Annotated in this window: 13 protein-coding genes and 1 tRNA gene; 7 read left to right on the forward strand and 7 right to left on the reverse strand. The window is 66.2% G+C overall.

The features are described 5' to 3' along the window. Positions 1–15: 15 nt before the first annotated feature. The 6 genes from secD to ACVJ6E_RS12020 form a co-directional block, all read right to left on the reverse strand. Positions 16–2538: a protein translocase subunit SecD gene (gene secD / locus ACVJ6E_RS11995; RefSeq protein WP_120267097.1), complete on the reverse strand. Its 2523-nt coding sequence runs from the start codon at positions 2536–2538 to the stop codon at positions 16–18. Positions 2539–2615: 77 nt separating this feature from the next. Further along, positions 2616–3029 (reverse strand): hypothetical protein, encoded by a 414-nt coding sequence (locus ACVJ6E_RS12000; RefSeq protein ID WP_120267096.1) that lies wholly within the window; start codon positions 3027–3029, stop codon positions 2616–2618. 27 nt (positions 3030–3056) lie between these two features. Continuing rightward, positions 3057–3269: a hypothetical protein gene (locus ACVJ6E_RS12005; protein ID WP_120267095.1), complete on the reverse strand. Its 213-nt coding sequence runs from the start codon at positions 3267–3269 to the stop codon at positions 3057–3059. A gap of 87 nt (positions 3270–3356) precedes the next feature. Then, positions 3357–3743, reverse strand: a complete 387-nt coding sequence (locus ACVJ6E_RS12010) for a hypothetical protein (protein ID WP_120267094.1) — start codon at positions 3741–3743, stop codon at positions 3357–3359. A 53-nt stretch (positions 3744–3796) separates the two neighbouring features. After that, positions 3797–4711, reverse strand: coding sequence for a methylisocitrate lyase (prpB, locus tag ACVJ6E_RS12015; protein WP_120267093.1), 915 nt, complete (start codon positions 4709–4711; stop codon positions 3797–3799). A gap of 158 nt (positions 4712–4869) precedes the next feature. Next, positions 4870–7185, reverse strand: a complete 2316-nt coding sequence (locus ACVJ6E_RS12020; protein ID WP_120267092.1) for an autotransporter domain-containing protein — start codon at positions 7183–7185, stop codon at positions 4870–4872. 146 nt (positions 7186–7331) lie between these two features. Between ACVJ6E_RS12020 and ACVJ6E_RS12025 the strand changes: the two genes are divergently transcribed. The 3 genes from ACVJ6E_RS12025 to ACVJ6E_RS12035 all read left to right on the forward strand — a co-directional run bounded on the left by ACVJ6E_RS12025 (position 7332) and on the right by ACVJ6E_RS12035 (position 12249). Continuing rightward, positions 7332–9479, forward strand: a complete 2148-nt coding sequence (locus ACVJ6E_RS12025; protein ID WP_120268274.1) for an ATP-binding protein — start codon at positions 7332–7334, stop codon at positions 9477–9479. After that, entirely contained in the window at positions 9476–10174 is a 699-nt protein-coding gene (locus ACVJ6E_RS12030; protein ID WP_120267091.1) for a response regulator transcription factor, read from the forward strand. Before ACVJ6E_RS12025 ends, ACVJ6E_RS12030 begins: the two co-directional genes overlap by 4 nt. Positions 10175–10347: 173 nt before the next feature. Continuing rightward, positions 10348–12249: a PAS domain S-box protein gene (locus ACVJ6E_RS12035; protein WP_491676457.1), complete on the forward strand. Its 1902-nt coding sequence runs from the start codon at positions 10348–10350 to the stop codon at positions 12247–12249. Between the two features lie 96 nt (positions 12250–12345). On the opposite strand, the gene ACVJ6E_RS12040 is transcribed toward ACVJ6E_RS12035, so the two are convergent. Further along, positions 12346–12421: transfer RNA gene (locus ACVJ6E_RS12040), tRNA-Ile, on the reverse strand. Positions 12422–12601: 180 nt separating this feature from the next. On the opposite strand from ACVJ6E_RS12040, the gene ACVJ6E_RS12045 reads away from it, so the two are divergent. The 4 genes from ACVJ6E_RS12045 (at position 12602) to ACVJ6E_RS12060 (ending at position 16792) form a co-directional block, all read left to right on the forward strand. Further along, positions 12602–13684: an AI-2E family transporter gene (locus tag ACVJ6E_RS12045; protein WP_120267089.1), complete on the forward strand. Its 1083-nt coding sequence runs from the start codon at positions 12602–12604 to the stop codon at positions 13682–13684. A 333-nt stretch (positions 13685–14017) separates the two neighbouring features. Further along, the gene (locus ACVJ6E_RS12050) at positions 14018–15001 is read left to right on the forward strand and encodes a TRAP transporter substrate-binding protein (RefSeq protein ID WP_120267088.1); all 984 of its coding nucleotides are present in this window, start codon (positions 14018–14020) and stop codon (positions 14999–15001) included. 1 nt (position 15002) lies between these two features. Beyond that, positions 15003–15548 (forward strand): TRAP transporter small permease, encoded by a 546-nt coding sequence (locus ACVJ6E_RS12055; protein ID WP_120267087.1) that lies wholly within the window; start codon positions 15003–15005, stop codon positions 15546–15548. Then, positions 15545–16792, forward strand: a complete 1248-nt coding sequence (locus ACVJ6E_RS12060; protein WP_120267086.1) for a TRAP transporter large permease — start codon at positions 15545–15547, stop codon at positions 16790–16792. The genes ACVJ6E_RS12055 and ACVJ6E_RS12060 overlap by 4 nt, the downstream gene beginning before the upstream one ends. Positions 16793–16907: the final 115 nt, after the last annotated feature.

A 16907-nucleotide genomic window follows, 5' to 3' on the forward strand; every position in this document is an offset into this window, starting at 1 on the left:
AGCATGTTTCCCGCCTCAGGCCGTGCGCTCGGCCTCCGGTGCGGCAGCGGCTACCGCCTCCTTCCTCCGCGTCCACCAGTCGCCGAGCAGAAGCAGGATCGGAGCTGCGATGAAGATCGACGAGCTCGTCGCGATCACCACGCCGAACAGCATCGGCAGGGCGAAGTTCTCCACCGCATTGCCGCCCCATATCGCCATCGGCAGCATCGCCAGGAACGTGGTGGCCGAAGTGAAGAGACAGCGGGCCAGAACCTGGTTGATGCTGAGGTCGATGATCGACCTGAGATCCCGCTTCTTCGACATGCGGATGTTCTCGCGCATGCGGTCGTAGACCACCACCTTGTCATTCACCGAATAGCCGATGATGGTCAAAAGCGCGGCAATCGCCGTCAGGTTGAAGTCCAGCCCGAAGAGGGCGAAGAACCCGACCGTCTTGGTGGTGTCGAGCACCAGTGTCGCGATGGCGCCGATGGCAAAATTCCACTCGAACCGCCACCAGATGTAGACCAGCATGGCAAGGCTCGCGAGAACCACGGCGATGACGCCGCTGCGCGCCAGCTCGCCGCTGACCTTCGGCCCGACCACTTCCGTCCGCTCGATGCCGATGCCCGGATCGATCCGTTGCAGCGTGTCTCGGACCTCGCTCACCGCACGCGTCTGGGCCATCTCTCCGCCCTCCTGCCGCTGGATGCGGATCAGCACGTTGTCGCCGATCTGCTGCAGCGACACCTCGCCGAGATCGAGCTTGCCGAGTTCATCGCGCAGGCTCGCCAGACTGACGCTCGAGGGCGTCGATGCCTCCACCTGAATGCCGCCCTTGAAGTCGATGCCGTAGTTGAGGCCCGGCTTCATGAACAGGCCGATGGAGGCCAGCGACAACACGATGGAAAGCCCGATGCCGAAGAAACGCGCCTTCATGAACGAGATCGAGGTCCCGTCCGGCACAATGCGGATCAGCGGCTCGACCGAGATGGTCTTGAGCTTTCGCCGGCGCACCCACTCGGTCATCAGGATGCGCACCACCGCAACGGCGGTGAACATCGACACGCAGATGCCGATCATCATGGTGATCGCGAACCCGCGCACCGGTCCCGAGCCGAACAGGAACAACAGACCCGTTGCGATCAGAGAGGTCACGTTGGCATCGACGATGGTGGAATAGGCCCGACCGAAGCCCCGGTCGAGGGCGGCGAAGGCGCTGGCTCCGCCCCTCGCCTCCTCGCGTATGCGCTCGTTGATCAGGATATTGGCATCCACCGCAAGACCGATGCCCAGGATAATGCCGGCTATGCCCGGCAGGGTCAGCGTCGCGCCCAAGAGGCTGAGCAGGCCGACGGTCAGCGCCACGTTGAGGAACAGCGCGAAATTGGCGAAGAGGCCCCAGCCGCCATACAGCGCGACCATGAAGACCACCACCGCCGCAAAGCCGGCAAGGCCGGTGACCACACCCATCTCGATGACGTCGCCGCCGAGATCCGGGCCGACCGTGCGCTCCTCGATGACGACGAGCGGCACCGGCAGCGCCCCGGCGCGCAGCAGCGCCGACAGCACCACCGTATCCTCGACAGTGAAGGACCCGCTGATCTGACCGGTCCCGCCGGTGATCGGCTCGCGGATCACCGGGGCGCTCAGCACCTTGCCGTCGAGCACGATGGCGAAGGGCTTGCCGACGTTCTGGCTGGTGATGCGCGCGAACTGCCGTGCGCCGGTACTGTCGAAACGGAAGCTGACGAGAGGCTCGCGCGTGCGCTGGTCGAAGCCGGCGCGGGCATCGGTCAGATGATCGCCCCCGAGCGCCACCCTGTCCTCGACCGCAACGCGCCGGCCGGTCTTTTCCTCCGGCAGCAGGCTGACGCCCGCCGGCAACCGCGCGCCCGGGACGACATCCGCCACCATGTGGAAGGACATCTGCGCCGTGGAGCCGAGCAGCTCGCGCAGCCGGGTCGGGTCGTTGAGACCCGGCAGCTGTACCAGGATGCGGTCGGCGCCGACCCGCTGGATCGTCGGCTCGGCAACGCCCACCTGGTCGACGCGCTGGCGGACGATCTCGAGGCTCTGGTCGATCGCCTGGTTCAGCCGGTCACGAAAACCCGCCTCGCTGAAGCCGAGCCGGATGCGATCTCCCTCGGTCGTCATCTCGATATCGGAGACCTGCGCGCCGAAGCCGCCATTGGCGACGGGCGTCGCCAGGTCGCGCAGCTGCTTGGCGATGCCGGCGCGGGCCGCCGCATCGGGTACGGAGACCACCACGCCTTCGCCGACCTGGCGCACGGTGCCTGCTACCCGCTCCTTGCGAAGCAGCGCCCTCGCCTCGGCGACAAGGCTCTTGAGCCGGTCGGCCTTGAGCGCATCGGCATCGACCTCGAGGACGAGATGCGACCCGCCTCGCAGGTCGAGGCCGAGCGTGACCTGTTGTTTGGGGAACCAGCCCGGCATCCGGTCCAGCTGGGCGGGTGTGAACACGTTGGGCAATGCGGCAAGCAGCCCGAAGAGAATGATGAGAGTGTAGGTCACAAGGACCCATCGGGACGTTTTCATTGTCTGATCCGAAGCAAAAGATATCGGGCGGGCGCCCACGGGACGCCCGGCAGGAACCGGCTCGAAAAGCCGGACGATCAGACAGGAAGGGGTGGTCCGCGCGCCCGCGCACAAAGCGGACCGGACGCGCACGCGGCCTCCTGCTCCGTCGCATTGACAGACAAGAGGCGCTGCGCGGGCAGATCGACGGGATCGCCGGCAAGCTGGTCGTGCGGATCGGGGCCCGCCGATGTGTTCAGGCCCTGGCGACGCAGGCTCGTCTGGAGCTGGTGGCGTGCCCGGTCGCGGTCGAGGATCGCACGAGGCGTCGTCGCTCCGCTGCCCGGACGGCTTTCGCCGCTGGCCTGCGAGGAAGCTGCCGGGCCATCTCCAGGCACAGCTCCGCCCCCCGCCGCCGCCAGCAGAAGCAGCAGCGCAGGCAGCAGCAGCCAGGGCAGAACGCCCGCAGAGGCGGCGCGGTTACGCCGCCAGACGATCCGAAAGCGGTTCATGTGGTGCCGACAGGCCCGCTGAGGGCCTTAGCCCGCGGCCGCCGGCAACACGATTTCGGCAACGCCGGAAACCGTCAGGATCACGCCGCCCATGAGAAGCGCGGTGATCGCCAGCGCCATGACCGAGGCCATGCCCGGCTGGGCGGCAAGAACGGCGAACATGCCCTTCTCGCGGGGGGTGCTGTAGACGATGGAAAAGATTGCGGCCACGAAAATGGCCAGCCCAACGGTGATCTGCATGGGAAGTCTCCGCGTCGGCACGCCGGCATCCTGATGCGGCACATGCCCTGAAATCGTTCGGCCGCCCGAAGGCGGCATCGACAGGTTTCAGGCGGAAACGGGAGGGGCGCGCGGAGCATGCGCTGCCCCGGTACGGCCCGGTAGAGCCGCGCAGCAGGCAATCAGCGGCAAACCGCCCGCCGCCACGATTTCGGCGGGCATCGGCATCGCCATGACGACGGCGTCGTCCTGATCGCTGCCGGAAGGAGACGGCGCCGGGAGGGCTCGCTGGCGGATGTCGTGATCCAGCTTCGGCAGCACGGCCGAGGTGGCCGCTCCGCTGTCGCTGGTCAGAACCGGCTGGGCGAGTTTCGGCGTCGGATAGCGCGCGCCGTAGGGAACAGCGGCCGCAAACGCGAAAAGCACCGCCAGGAACGCGATGATCCATCGCTCCAGGCGGAGCGGGCGTCTGGCATCCGTTCCGTTTGTCGTCATCGGCAAAGTCTACACGAGCGCCGGGCAAAAGACGACGGGAATAGTGGCCAGGCTCAGGCCGCCCCCTCCGGCAGGACGGTGTCGACGATGGACGCATCGAGCGCCTCGTACTCGGCAAGCCCGATGGTCTGGTAGAGCTCTGCCCGGCTCTGCATCTCACCCAGCATCGCCTGTGTCGAGCCGTCGCGCGCCAGCACCGTGTAGAGCTTCTCCTGCGCCTTGTTGGCAACGCGCAGCGAGGACACCGGCCAGATCACCATCCGGTAGCCCATCTCCTCGAACTCGCTCGCCGTGAAGAAGGGCGTGCGGCCGAATTCCGTCATGTTGGCCAGCAGCGGCACGCCGGGCATGCGGGCGGCGAACTCGCGGAACATCTCGGCCGTCGTCAGCGCCTCGGGGAAGATCGCATCGGCACCTGCCTCCATGTAGAGCTTCGCCCGTGCGACCGCGCCGTCGATGCCCTCGCTCGCGGCCGCATCCGTCCGCGCGACAATGTAGAGATGACGCCGCGCCCTGGCCGCCGCCGCGACCTTCGCCGCCATGTCTCTCGCATCGGCGAGCTTCTTGTCGTTGAGATGCCCGCACTTCTTCGGCAGCAGCTGGTCCTCCAGATGCACGGCGCCGGCGCCGGCATCCTCGAACGTGCGCACCATGTGCATGACGTTGAGCGCCTCGCCATAGCCGGTGTCGCCGTCGACGAGCAGCGGAAGACCGGCCGCGCGGGTGATCTGGCGGATGAAGAAGGCGACCTCGTCCACCGTGATGATGCCGAGATCGGGAATGCCCATCGAGGCGGTCATCGCCGCCCCGGAAAGATACAGCCCCTTGAAGCCTGCCGCCTTCGCCTGCAGCGCCGCCATGCCGTTATGGGCGCCCGGCAGCCGGGCGATGCCGCCCTGCTCCACCAGCGTGCGAAAACGCTTCCCGGCGGGACTGTCGGGCAGATGGCTGGAAACGAGATAGGGCATCGGCTTTCCTCGTGCGGACCTGCGGTGCCCTCGCCATGATGGCACCGCTCTCCCGACCGAAATAGCCTGCCGGCGAGGCGCTGTCAGCCCCGCCCGCCCCTTCCCGCCATCTCTCCTCGGCAAGCCGGATGCGTCCTTGCCCCGGCCCGGTTCGCGGATCAGAACGTCACGCGCCAGTTGGCAGCCAACCATGCGCTGGCGCCTTCGCCCTTGGTGGTGGCGTTGCCCATCACCGACAGCGTCGATCCAGACACATCGACCTCGAAGCCCGCACCGGCGCGCAGCCAGTCTTGCCGGTACTTGGCCGCGCCCAGGTTGAACGCCCCCAGGCCCACCACCTGGCCGGTAACGTTCGACCCGCTGCTCTCGAAGCGGTGGACGCCCTCCAGCGTGCCGATCAGGCGGAACTGCTCCATGAGCGGATAGCGGGCATCGAAGCCGTAGCGGACTTCGGTGCTGGCATCGCACAGGCTGTTGAACGCCGCCGGGAAGGCGCCGCCCGCCTCCGTATAGGCGCCGAGGCAGGTGCGGGCATAGGAGAGTTCGCCATAGGGAGACACATGCGGAAACAGGTTCTCCCACTGGAGACGACCGCGAATGCCGTAGCCTTCCACATCCGTCTTGCCGGTGGACGTGTTGACCACACCGCCGGAAAGGTAGTTGCGGGCGATATCGGCATTGCCCCAAAGGCCCGTGCCGGTCATCACGGCCCACAGACCGCTGTTCTCGTCGCCCGTGATCTGGCCAAGGGCCTCCAGCTTGACGTAGCCGGCGCGCACCTCGCTCGAGCCGCCCAGCACCGTCGTCTGCTCGGCGCCGGTATAGCCGGCGACACCGTTCAGCTGCACGGGGCCGAAGTTGTAGCCGACGCCGATCTCGCCGAGCCCGAGGCTACCGTCGCGGCTGCCATGGTCGTCGCGGCCCCAGTCGCCGCCCACCCACATCGTGAACTTGCCGTCCGGCGCGCGGCGGTCGAGCGGACGCGACCCCGCGCCGTTGACGATCACGCCCATGGACTTGACGGACATGGTGTTGGTGGCGCCGGCGGAGCCGAGGCTGCTTCCCAGCGCCTGCAACGTGATGATGCCGGTACCGCCTGTGCCACCCGTGCCTCCGGTGCCGCCTGTACCGCCAGTTCCACCGGTCCCACCAGTGCCTCCGGTACCACCCGTTCCGCCTGTGCCGCCAGTTCCACCCGTGCCACCAGTCCCGCCGGTGCCGCCAGTTCCGCCCGTGCCGCCGGCCCCGCCGGTGCCAGTGGGACCTGTGCCGGTGCCGCGGGCGATATAGACCTCGTCATCGCGCGTCAGGCCGATGACGATCGAGCCGTCCTCGTTGGTTGCTTCGGCGGTCATGGTGATATCTGACCGGTTCGGCTCGCTGGGGAGACTGCTCACGATCGTCGCGCCGCTGTTGCGCAGCCAGTCCTCGACGGTCAACATCCCGTCGCCTTCGGTCCACCGAAAGCCATGGCCGGTGCTGCCGCTGGAGATATTGCCGACGATGACCTCACCGTTGCCGGAGACCGCCTGCGCCCAGGACAGGACGCTGGACGCGCCGTCCAGGCCGCCCAGCGAGAAAATCTCGCCATCGACCCAGCGGACCGCCTGCGCCGCATATCCCTCTACGGAGTGGCCGACGATCACCCGCCCGTCCCAGGAAACGCCGGTCGCGCCGGAGATGTTGGAGCGCGCCGTGCTGTCGGTCAGCGTCGGCAGCGCCACCATGCCGGTGTCCTCGGTCCAGCGGAAGGCCTGGAACCGGTCGTCGCTCGACAGAGCCGAGCCGACGATCACCGAGCCGTCATAGGAGGCTGCCGTCGCCTGGTCGTTGCCGTACGTATCGCGGCCGTCGAGCCAGCCGAGGCTCTGCATGCCGCCGCTTTCGGTCCAGCGGAAGGCCTCGCCGCCGGTTGCGCCGACATAACCGACGACGACACTGCCGTCGCCGGAGACCGCCGTCGCCTCGGAGAACGGGTTGGTGTTGCCCTCCAGCGAACCGAGCGGCTGGAAGCCGCCTGCAGACGTCCAGCGATAGGCGCGCAGGCCGAACTCGCCGCCGGACACGCCGGGCGCCGCCCGGCCGACGATGACGCCGCCATCGGCGGAAATGCCGTTGGCGTTGTAGTTCTGGCTCCCGTTCAGCGGTCGGGCGACCGACGGATCGCCGACCGGCCTCACGCCGTCCTGGCCGGTCCAGACGAAACCGCTGGTGATGCTGTTTCCGTAGCTGCGATACACCGTGCCGACGAAGGTGCCGCCATCGGCCGTCATGCCGCCGATGCGGGCCGGGTCGGTCAATCCGGGGCTGTAGCCGGGCTCGTCCGGGTCGCCGTAGAACAGGCGGATCACATGCGCGGGGCTCAGCAGATTGATATCGGCAACTTCCTGCGCGGAAAGCGGATACGCTGCCAGAAGCGACAGGGACGCCAGTGCAGTCGACTGAAAAAGTCCCTTGTATTTCTCAACCCTCATTGACAACGTACCCTCTCACTCACGCCATTCCATTGAAGAAATTCCCGACAACCTAGTGGAACAGGCGACGGCACGGCATCACCTGAACAGGTGAGCGACACGTGCTCGCCTCGCCTGATACGTCTTTGCGCGGAGACGCAAACCAGGTGCTCAAGAGACTGACCCCCTTCACGGTGCTGGCCGTCACGGCGACTGCCGGACTGATCGCCGCAACCCTCGTGCTGGTCACGGTGCTGAACCAGCCCTGGCTCGGCGTGGGGCTTTCGGCCGACGCGCAGTCCGGCCTCGTGCGGGTCGCCACGGTCGCGTCCGGCGGTCCCGCGACCGCCCTGCCCGCAGGCGTTCCGCTTGTGGCGGTCGGCGGCATCCCGATCGAGGCGGGCGATCTGGTCGAGGAGCCCGATGTTGCGGAAAACTACGCAGCGCTGGAACGGTTCTTCGACCGGCAAGGCGCCCTCCATGCCGCTCTCGCAGGCGGCAGCGTGATACTCGAGACCGGCGGGCCATCGGGACTGCAGGTCGAGGTGACGCCGATAGCCGGCCGGCCGCTGTCCAGCCTTCCGCCGACCGTCTGGGTGCAGCTTGTCACCGGTCTCGTCAGCGTGATCGTCGGCGCCTGGGTCTGGAGCCTGCGCCGCAACGAGCTTTCGGCCGCCCTCTTGGCGCTGGCCGGGCTTGCCATCCTCGTCTCCGCCTTTCCCGCCGCGGTCTATTCCTCGCGCGAGATCGCCATGCCGGGCGGGCTCTTCCGCGTGCTGTCGGCCACCAATCATTTCGGCGCGCTGGCATTCGGCGTCGCCATGGTGGCGCTCTTCCTGTCCTATCCGCGCCGCCTCGTCCCCCCTTCCCTGCTCTGGCTGCTGCCGGCCGTCTACGGCGCGATCTGGGCACTGGACACGATCTGGATCGGGTTTCCGGGTCCGGCCGAAGGCCACCACCTGCCCACCGTGACCCTCATGGCCGGCATCCTCCTCGGCGCGCTGCTCCAGTACCGGGCCAGCCGCGACGATCCGGCCGCGCGCGCGGCGATCCGCTGGTTCGCCCTGTCGGTCGGCCTGTGCGCCGGCACCTTCGTCACCGTCGTGCTGATGCCGAACCTGTTCGGCATGCAGCCGACCATCTCGCAAGGCTATGCGTTCATCCTGTTCGGCATGCTGTTTCTGGGCGTTGCCGCCGGCGTTGCCCGCTACCGTCTGTTCGAGCTGGAAGGCTGGGCCTTCTCTGTCCTTTCCTATTTCGGCGCGGTTCTGCTGCTGGTGGTCTTCGATGCCCTGCTGATCTCCTTCGTTGCGATCGACCGCCCCGAGGCCTTCGCCGTGTCGCTGCTCGGCGTGGCGCTCCTCTATCTGCCGTTCCGCGACTGGCTGGCGCGGCGGCTGATCAAGCGGCGGGAGATCGACCGGGAGGAGCTGTTCACCCGGATCATCGACGTGGCCCTGACCACGGACGCCTCCCGCGAAAGCCGCTGGCGGGAGGTCCTGCGCGACGCCTTCACCCCGCTGCAGATGTCCGCCGTCTCGGCCCCTGCGCCCGAAAAGCCCGCTATCTCCGAGGACGGCTTGTCGCTGCTGCTGCCCGGCCTGCCGGGCCTTGCCCCGCTCAGGCTGTCGCATGCGCATTCGGGCCGGCGGCTGTTCAGCCCGCAGGACCGGCGGTTTGCCGGCGAGCTCTACGCCATGCTCGCCCACGCCATCGCCAGCCGCGATGCGCACGAAAAGGGCGCTGCCGAAGAGCGGGTCCGCATCGCCCGCGACATGCACGACAACATGGGCGCGCAGCTGCTTTCCGCGCTCCACAGCGAGCGGCGCGAGCGCAAGGACACCTTGATCCGCGAGACGATCTCGGACCTGCGCGACATCGTCAACAACGCCGCGCGGGGCGGCAAGACCGCCTCGGACCTGCTCGCCGACCTCAAGGTCGAGGCGCTGGAGCGCCTGGCCGCCGCCGACATCCGGCTCGACTGGCAGGACACCTGCGAGGACGGCGAGCGGACGCTCGCCCCCAATATCGCCTATTCCCTGCGCTCCGTGCTGCGCGAGATCATCAGCAACACGATCCGGCATTCCGGTGCCGACGCAATGCGGGTGCGGATCGACATAAGCGACGGCCTGCTTCATTTGCAGGCGAGCGACGACGGCAGCGGACTACCCGAAGGCGTTCAGGGCAAGGGCAACGGCCTGTCCAACCTTGCGGCCCGGTTGCTGGCGCTCAAGGGCACGCTCTTCCTGGAGGATGCGGGGCCGGGCCTGACCGTGCGTGCCAGCTTCCCGCTCGGCGGAGGTGACGCGAAATGACCCGGATCCTGATTGTCGAGGACCTGGCGGAAGCGCGCAAATGGCTGCAAGGCGTCGCGCAGGAAGCCTTCCCCGGCCCGCATGAGATCGACGCCAGGACCACCTTGCAGGATGGCCTGGCGGCCGCGGCCCGGCACGAATACGACGTCGCGCTCATCGACCTGCGCCTGCCGGACGGGTCGGGCATCGAGGTGCTGCGCGCCCTGCGCCAGCGCAATTCCAGGACGCTCTGCGTCGTCACCACCGCCATGGCGGACGACGTCCATATCGTTGCCGCCCTGTCGGCCGGGGCCAACGGCTACCTGCTCAAGGAACAGCCCTCGGGCATGATCGTGCGTCAGCTGTCGCAGCTCGCCGACGGCATTCCCGCCCTGTCGCCGGCCATCGCCCGCCGCATCATGGAGCATTTCCAGCTGACCGGCCCGGCTGCGGAACCCGAGGAAAGCCTGACCGAGCGCGAGAAGGAAGTCCTCGCCCTGATCGGCCGCGGCATGCGCAACGTCGACGTCTCAGAGCAGCTGTCCTTGTCGGGCAATACGGTGGCGACGCATATCAAGTCGATCTACCGCAAGCTCGGCATCTCCTCCCGCGCCGAAGCGTCCTGGCACGCGGCGATGCTGGGCCTTGCCCCCGGCAAGACGGACACGCCCGACACGCAGGCGACAAGCGGGGCAACCGAGGGCACGGCCAAATAGCTGCGGGCCCGGTCTCGAGGCGCGAGGGAAACCGGGCTGGCTTTGGTTAAAGGTTCGGAAACCGCGTCGGTCGTATTCCTTGGTCCGCTCGCCTGAACAAGGGTTCCCTCCAGATGCCGCTCTTCTCCAGTAGAAATCATGACCTGATCGAGGCTATCGGTCGGTCTCAGGCCATGATTCATTTCAGGCCCGACGGAACCATTATCGACGCCAACGAAAACTTCCTTTCACTGATGGGGTATTCGCTCGGCGAAATAGAAAACAAGCATCACCGCATGTTCGTGGACGCAGCTTATGCGGCGAGCGAAGCGTATCGTTCCTTCTGGAAAGAGCTCGCCAGCGGGGAATTCAAGTCCGACGAATTCATGCGCGTGACCAGCAGCGGCGCTCAGGTCTGGATACAGGCGACATACAACCCGGTGTTCGACAGCAAGGGCGAGGTCTACCGCATCGTCAAGATTGCGACCGATATCACGGCCGCCAAATTGAAGAGCTCGGATGCTCAGGGGCAGTTGGAGGCAATCAACCGCTCGCAAGCCGTCATTCACTTCGACCTCGACGGAACCATTCTGGAAGCCAACGACAATTTCCTGAAGGCGGTCGGCTACACGCTCGACGAAATCAAGGGCCGGCACCACTCGATTTTCGTCGCGTCCGACGAGCGCGAAACGCAGGAATACAAGGCGTTCTGGAAGCAACTCGGCGCCGGGCGCTTCATGGCGGGCGAGTTCAAGCGGATGAGCCGGGACGGCGATGAGATCTGGATCCACGCCACCTACAACCCGATCCTCGACGCGGCCGGCCGGCCTTTCAAGGTGGTGAAATTCGCATCCGACATCACGGCCGAAAAGCGCAAGAACGCCGAACATGAAGGCCTGATCGCAGCAATCGGCCGCAGCCAGGCGGTGATCTCCTTCAGCAAGGACGGCATCATCCTGGATGCCAACGAGAACTTCCTGAAGGCGGTCGGCTATCGCCTCGACGAAATCAAGGGCAAGCATCACCGCATGTTTGTCGAGGAAAAGTATGCCCAGTCCGAGCAATATGCCGAGTTCTGGCAGACCCTCGCCGGGGGCAAGCACTTGTCGGCAATCTATCAACGCTTCAACAAGGCGGGAAATCCGATCTGGTTGCAGGCAAATTACAATCCGATCTTCGACGCCTCCGGAAACATCATGAAGGTGACGAAGTTCGCGACCGACATCACCCAGAACATGACGGCGCGACAGGCGGCCATCGAGGCAGCCGAGGAAACACTGAACACGGTAGGGCAGACGGCGCATTCCGCGCAGCATGTGAACTCGTCCGCGCAGGGCATTTCCCGCGGCATGGAGAAAGCCCGCACGGCCGTCGAGGCCATGCACGGGCGTTCCGAGATTGCCGAGCGGTCGACCGAAAAACTTCGCTTGGCCGCTGCCTCCATGGACGGCGTGGTGCAGCTCATTTCCAAGGTCGCGGACCAGATCAACCTGTTGTCCCTGAACGCGACCATCGAGGCCGCCCGGGCGGGCGAAGCCGGCCGCGGCTTTGCGGTCGTCGCCAACGAGGTCAAGACGCTCGCAAACCAGACCTCCCAGGCAACGACGCGGATCTTCTCCGAAATCGCTGAAATGCAATCGGTCGCAGGTGCGGTGGACGAGGCCTTGAAGTCCATCCGCAGTTCGATCTCCGACGTGCAGGACCTCGTTCTGTCGACCACCAATGCGACCGAACAGCAATGTGTGTCCACCGACGAAATCAGCGTCCGTCTCCAGTCGGCGTCCACCAGCGTCGCCTCCGTGTGCGAAAGCCTCGACAAGTGGGTGATCGGCATGGAGAACCGCCGCCGCGACGAGCGCAAGCGCGTCCACCGGGATTGCCTGATCGGCGGCATCAACGGGGAGAAGATCCGCGGCTCCCTGCGCGACATCTCGGACTCCGGCGCGAGGATCTACGTCGCCGATGGCTCGGCGATCCCCGATCAGGTCGTCGTGGAACTGGAAGACAAGAGCGTGAAGCGCGGCACGGTCGTGCGCCGCAACGGGCGGGAGCTCGGCGTCGAATTCCGCACTGAAGCGGCCTCTTTCGCAGCCTAGGTCGCGGCACGGGGAAGCAGAATCATAAGGCCGCGGCCCGGGCTCCTGCCTCGCTTCCCTTTGCGCGGCGAAGCGGGTTTTGCGTGAGCGAAAAGATGGTGGGCCCGGCAGGACTCGAACCTGCAACCAATCCGTTATGAGCGGACGGCTCTAACCATTGAGCTACAGGCCCATCGACAAGCTGGATGCCCGTCGCGCCGGGCGGGGCGGGAACGGCAATGCCCCGCGCGGCGTGCGATCCTTCCTACAACACCTTTTCGAGGGGTTGCAAGGCGGGGCGCGACGCGCGACAAGCGGAAATGCGCAAGGCTAGGCGCAGCGCCCGGGCCGCATGCGAGCAACAGGGAGCCCCATGCCGCAATTTCCGCTCCTGGTCGCCACGACGCTGGTGTCCATCACCCTGTTCGGCTGGCTTCTCGTGCTCGGCCGCTCGCTGCTGATCCCCTTCGTCATCGCCCTGCTCGTCTGGTATCTCATCGTCGCCCTGGCCGAGGCGATCCGCACCCTGCCGCTCGGCCGCGTGCGCCTGCCGCGCCTCGTTGCGGTGCCGGCCGCGCTGGCCGTCATCTTCATCGTCTTCAGCATGGCAGTCGACATCCTTGCCGCCAACCTGACCGAGCTTGCCCGCGATGCGCCGGTCTACCAGGCCCGGCTCGACCAGCTTCTCGAGAGCGGCTCGATCTGGGTCGGCCTTGCCGACCCGATCCAGATGCGCGATCTCGTGCCCGACAACGCCCTCAACCGGGCGCTCAGCGCCGGCGCCAACGCGATCACCCAGATCGCCGGCTCCGCCTCGCTGGTCTTCATCTACGTGCTGTTCCTGCTGCTCGAACAGTCCACCTTCGACCGCAAGATGGCGCGGCTGTTCTCCTCGCGCGAGCGCATGGAGATCGCCTTCCTGATGCGCGAACGCATCACCGGGGCCCTGCGCCACTATCTCGGCATCAAGACCGCGGTCAGCGTGCTGACCGGCGCGCTGACCGCCGGCCTGCTGACGCTGCTCGATCTGCCCTATGCCGCGCTCTTCGGCTTCATCGCCTTCGCGCTCAACTTCATCCCCACCATCGGCTCGCTGATCGCGGTGATCTTCCCCAGCCTGCTGGCGCTGGTGCATTTCGAGACGCTGACCCCCTTCCTGGTGATCAGCCTGGGCCTCGGCACCATCCAGTTCCTGATCGGCAACCTGCTGGAGCCGCGGCTGATGGGCAACAGCCTCAATCTCTCAGGCCTGGTGATCATGCTGTCCCTGTCCTTCTGGGGAGCGGTGTGGGGCGTTACCGGCATGCTGCTCTGCGTGCCGCTGACGGTGATGGTGCTGCTCATCTGCGCCCAGTTCCCGGCCTCGCGCCCCGTCGCCGTCCTGCTGTCCGCAGACGGCGAGGTCGGGGCCCCGATGGTGCCCAGCCGCCCCGGACCGCCCTCGCCGCCGGCGTGAGGCGGGCCGGCACGCCCCTCCCCGCACACGCCAGACCGTCACCTTGCAAATCCGCGCAAGGATCCTGCGCAATTGACCCTTTCCCCCGCCGAAATCGCCCCCAAACCAAGCAATTTCTAGCCTGACACCGCAAAACCAATCGTTATAAATACCTAAAACACCATCCTTGACGCGAAACGCTTGGCCAGTTTATGAAACCTTGTGACCCTGACGTCGACGAAAGACTAATTCGGGAATGTCAGCCCCATCATTCACAGAACAAAGACACGCTTGCGGGTGTCGATTGACTTTGTGTCCTTCGCACACTCTTTAAATAATTTAGGAGGAAACAGGATGAATATCTTGAAGGCAGCCGCCGCTGCCGTGATCACGCTTGGCATCAGCGCGGTCCCGGCGCTCGCCGAGATCGACACCGTCAACCTGCGCCTGGCGCATGTCGTGAACGAGCAGGACGGCTTCCATGCCGCCGCGACCAAGTTCAAGGAGCTGGTTGCCGAGCGCTCCGACGGCAAGATCACCGTCGAGATCTTCCCCAATGCCACGCTGGGCGACGAGCGCACCCTGCTCGAGGGCATGCAAATCGGCACCGTGGACATGGGCGTCATTACCAACGGCCCGGTGTCCAACTTCCTGGAAGAGATGGCCGTGTTCGAGCTGCCCTTCCTCTTCCCCTCGCCCGAGGCCGCCTACAAGGTGCTCGACGGCGAGATCGGCCAGGAGCTGCTCGACCGCCTGTCGGAGGTCAACCTCAAGGGCCTCGCCTATGCCGAGCGCGGCTTCCGCAACCTGACCAACTCCAAGCGCCCGATCAACACCCCGGCCGATCTCAGCGGCCTGCGCGTGCGCGTGATGGAGAACCCGGTCTATATCGACAGCTTCCGCGAGCTGGGCGCCGACGCCATCCCGATGGCCTGGACCGAAGCCCTCACCGCCATGCAGCAGGGCACGATCGACGGCCAGGAGAACCCGGTCGGCGTCGTCTACTCGTTCAAGCTGAACGAGACCCAGACCAACATGACCATGACCCGCCACACCTATGCCCCGGCGATCTTCGTCATGGGAATGCCGAAGTGGAACGAGCTGTCGGAAGAGACCCAGCAGATCGTCCGCCAGGCGGCGCAGGAAGCGGCCGAGTACGAGCGCGCGCTCAACGCCCGTCTTGAGGGCGAGCAGCTCCAGGCGCTCAAGGATGCCGGCATGACCGTGGTCGAGAATGCCGATCTGTCCGCCTTCTCCGCCGCCGTTCAGCCGGTCTACGAGAAGTACGGCGAGAAGTTCGGCGACTACCTGCCCCGCATCCAGGAGGCGCTGAAGTAAGATGCTGGCAGGGTTGGCGTGGATTGACCGTCTTCTGGGCGAGACGCTCAAGCCCGTGGTCTTCGTGGGGATGGCTGCGCTCGTCGCAGTCATCACGCTCCAGATCGTCTCGCGGGTGTTCTTCACATCCGTGAGCTGGACGGAGGAAGTCGCCCGCTTTCTCCTGATCTGGATCACCTTCCTCGGCGCCACGCTGGCCTATCAGCAGGGGCGGCATATCGCGGTCACGATCATGCGTGACAGCCTGCCGCCCGCGTTCAAACGGATCGTGACGGGGGCCGCAATCCTCGTCACGATCGCCTTTCTCGTGGCCCTGGCCCGGGTCGGCTGGCAGTACACGATGCTGCAGAGCTTCCAGAAGTCTCCCTCGCTGCGCCTGCCGATGAACTACGTCTATATCGTCATGCCGATCTCTGCCGCGCTGATTGCCTTCCTGTCGTCCATCGACCTGATCCGGCTGCTCGCTGGCGGCGGCATGCGCGAGACCCCGTCCGAGATCGACGTCGAGCTCGAAACGCAGATCCACGGGAAGGATCGCCGGGTATGAGCCTCCTTCTTTTCGGACTGTTCGTCCTGTTCCTGCTCATGGGGCTGCCGGTCGCCATCGTGATCGGGGCGGCCACCATGACGGCCCTCCACACGGACGGCACCTCGCTGATGGCCGTGCCGCAGCAGATGTTCTCCGGCATCAACTCCTTCGCCCTGGTCGCCGTGCCGATGTTCATCCTGGCCGGCGACGTCATGGCGCAGGGCGAGATTTCCAAGCGCCTCGTCGCCTTTGCCGACAGCCTCTTCGGCTTCATCAAGGGCGGGCTGTCCATTGTCTCGGTTTTTGCGGGCATGTTCTTCGCCGCGATCTCCGGCTCGGGCGCGGCGACCACGGCCGCCGTCGGCGCGAGCCTCGTTCCCGAACTGAAGCGCAAGGGCTACGACCCGGCCTCCGCCGCCTCGTTGATCGCCGCCTCCGGCACCATCGGCGTCGTCATTCCCCCGTCCGTGCCGATGATCATCTATGCGGTGATCGCCCAGGAATCGGTCGCCAAGCTCTTCCTCAACGGCTTCATTCCGGGCGTCGCCATGGGCGTCGGCCTGATCATCATCGCCGTGATCCAGGGCCACCGCCGCGCCTATCCCCGCGGCACGGAGCTGAACCCGCGCATCATCTGGCGCACCTTCGTCGCCGCCAGCTGGGGCCTGATGGCGCCGCTGATCATCCTGGGCGGCATCTTCTCCGGCATCTTCACCCCGTCGGAAGCCGCCGTCATTGCGGTGAACTACGCGATCCTGATTTCCTTCGTCATCCATCGCGACATGACGATGAAGCAGCTCTACGACATCGTGCTGCGCGCGGGCGTGACCACGGCGGTCATCATGTTCGTCATCGCGGCTTCGTCCGTGCTGAGCTGGACCCTGTCGAGCTGGCAGGTGCCGAACCAGATCGCCACCGCCGCCCTGTCGCTGTCGTCCAACCCCTATGTCCTGCTGCTGTTGATCATGGCGGTGATCCTGGTCGCCGGCGTCTTCCTGGAGACCGCCTCGGCGCTGATCATCCTGACGCCGATGCTGCTGCCACTCGCGGCCCAGCTCGGCCTCGACACGGTGCATTTCGGCATCATCATCGTGGTGGGCCTTGCCATCGGCATGGTGACCCCGCCGGTCGCCATCAACCTGTTCGTCGCCTCGACCATCGCCGGGCTGCCGATCGAGCGGATCGCCAGGGCGGTGATGCCCTATCTAGCGACGCTGCTGGTGGTCTATCTGCTGATCGCCTTCGTGCCCTTCGTCTTCTGACGGGGGCCGCGCATCGACGTTTTCGGAACGGCCGCCGCGATCCTGTCGCTGCGGCCGTTTTCGCATGCGGCCCCATGCCGTCCGGCCGGGCCATGTGGATTGACCCGAAACGACC

Source organism: Stappia sp. G46H5W (genome assembly GCF_058448995.1).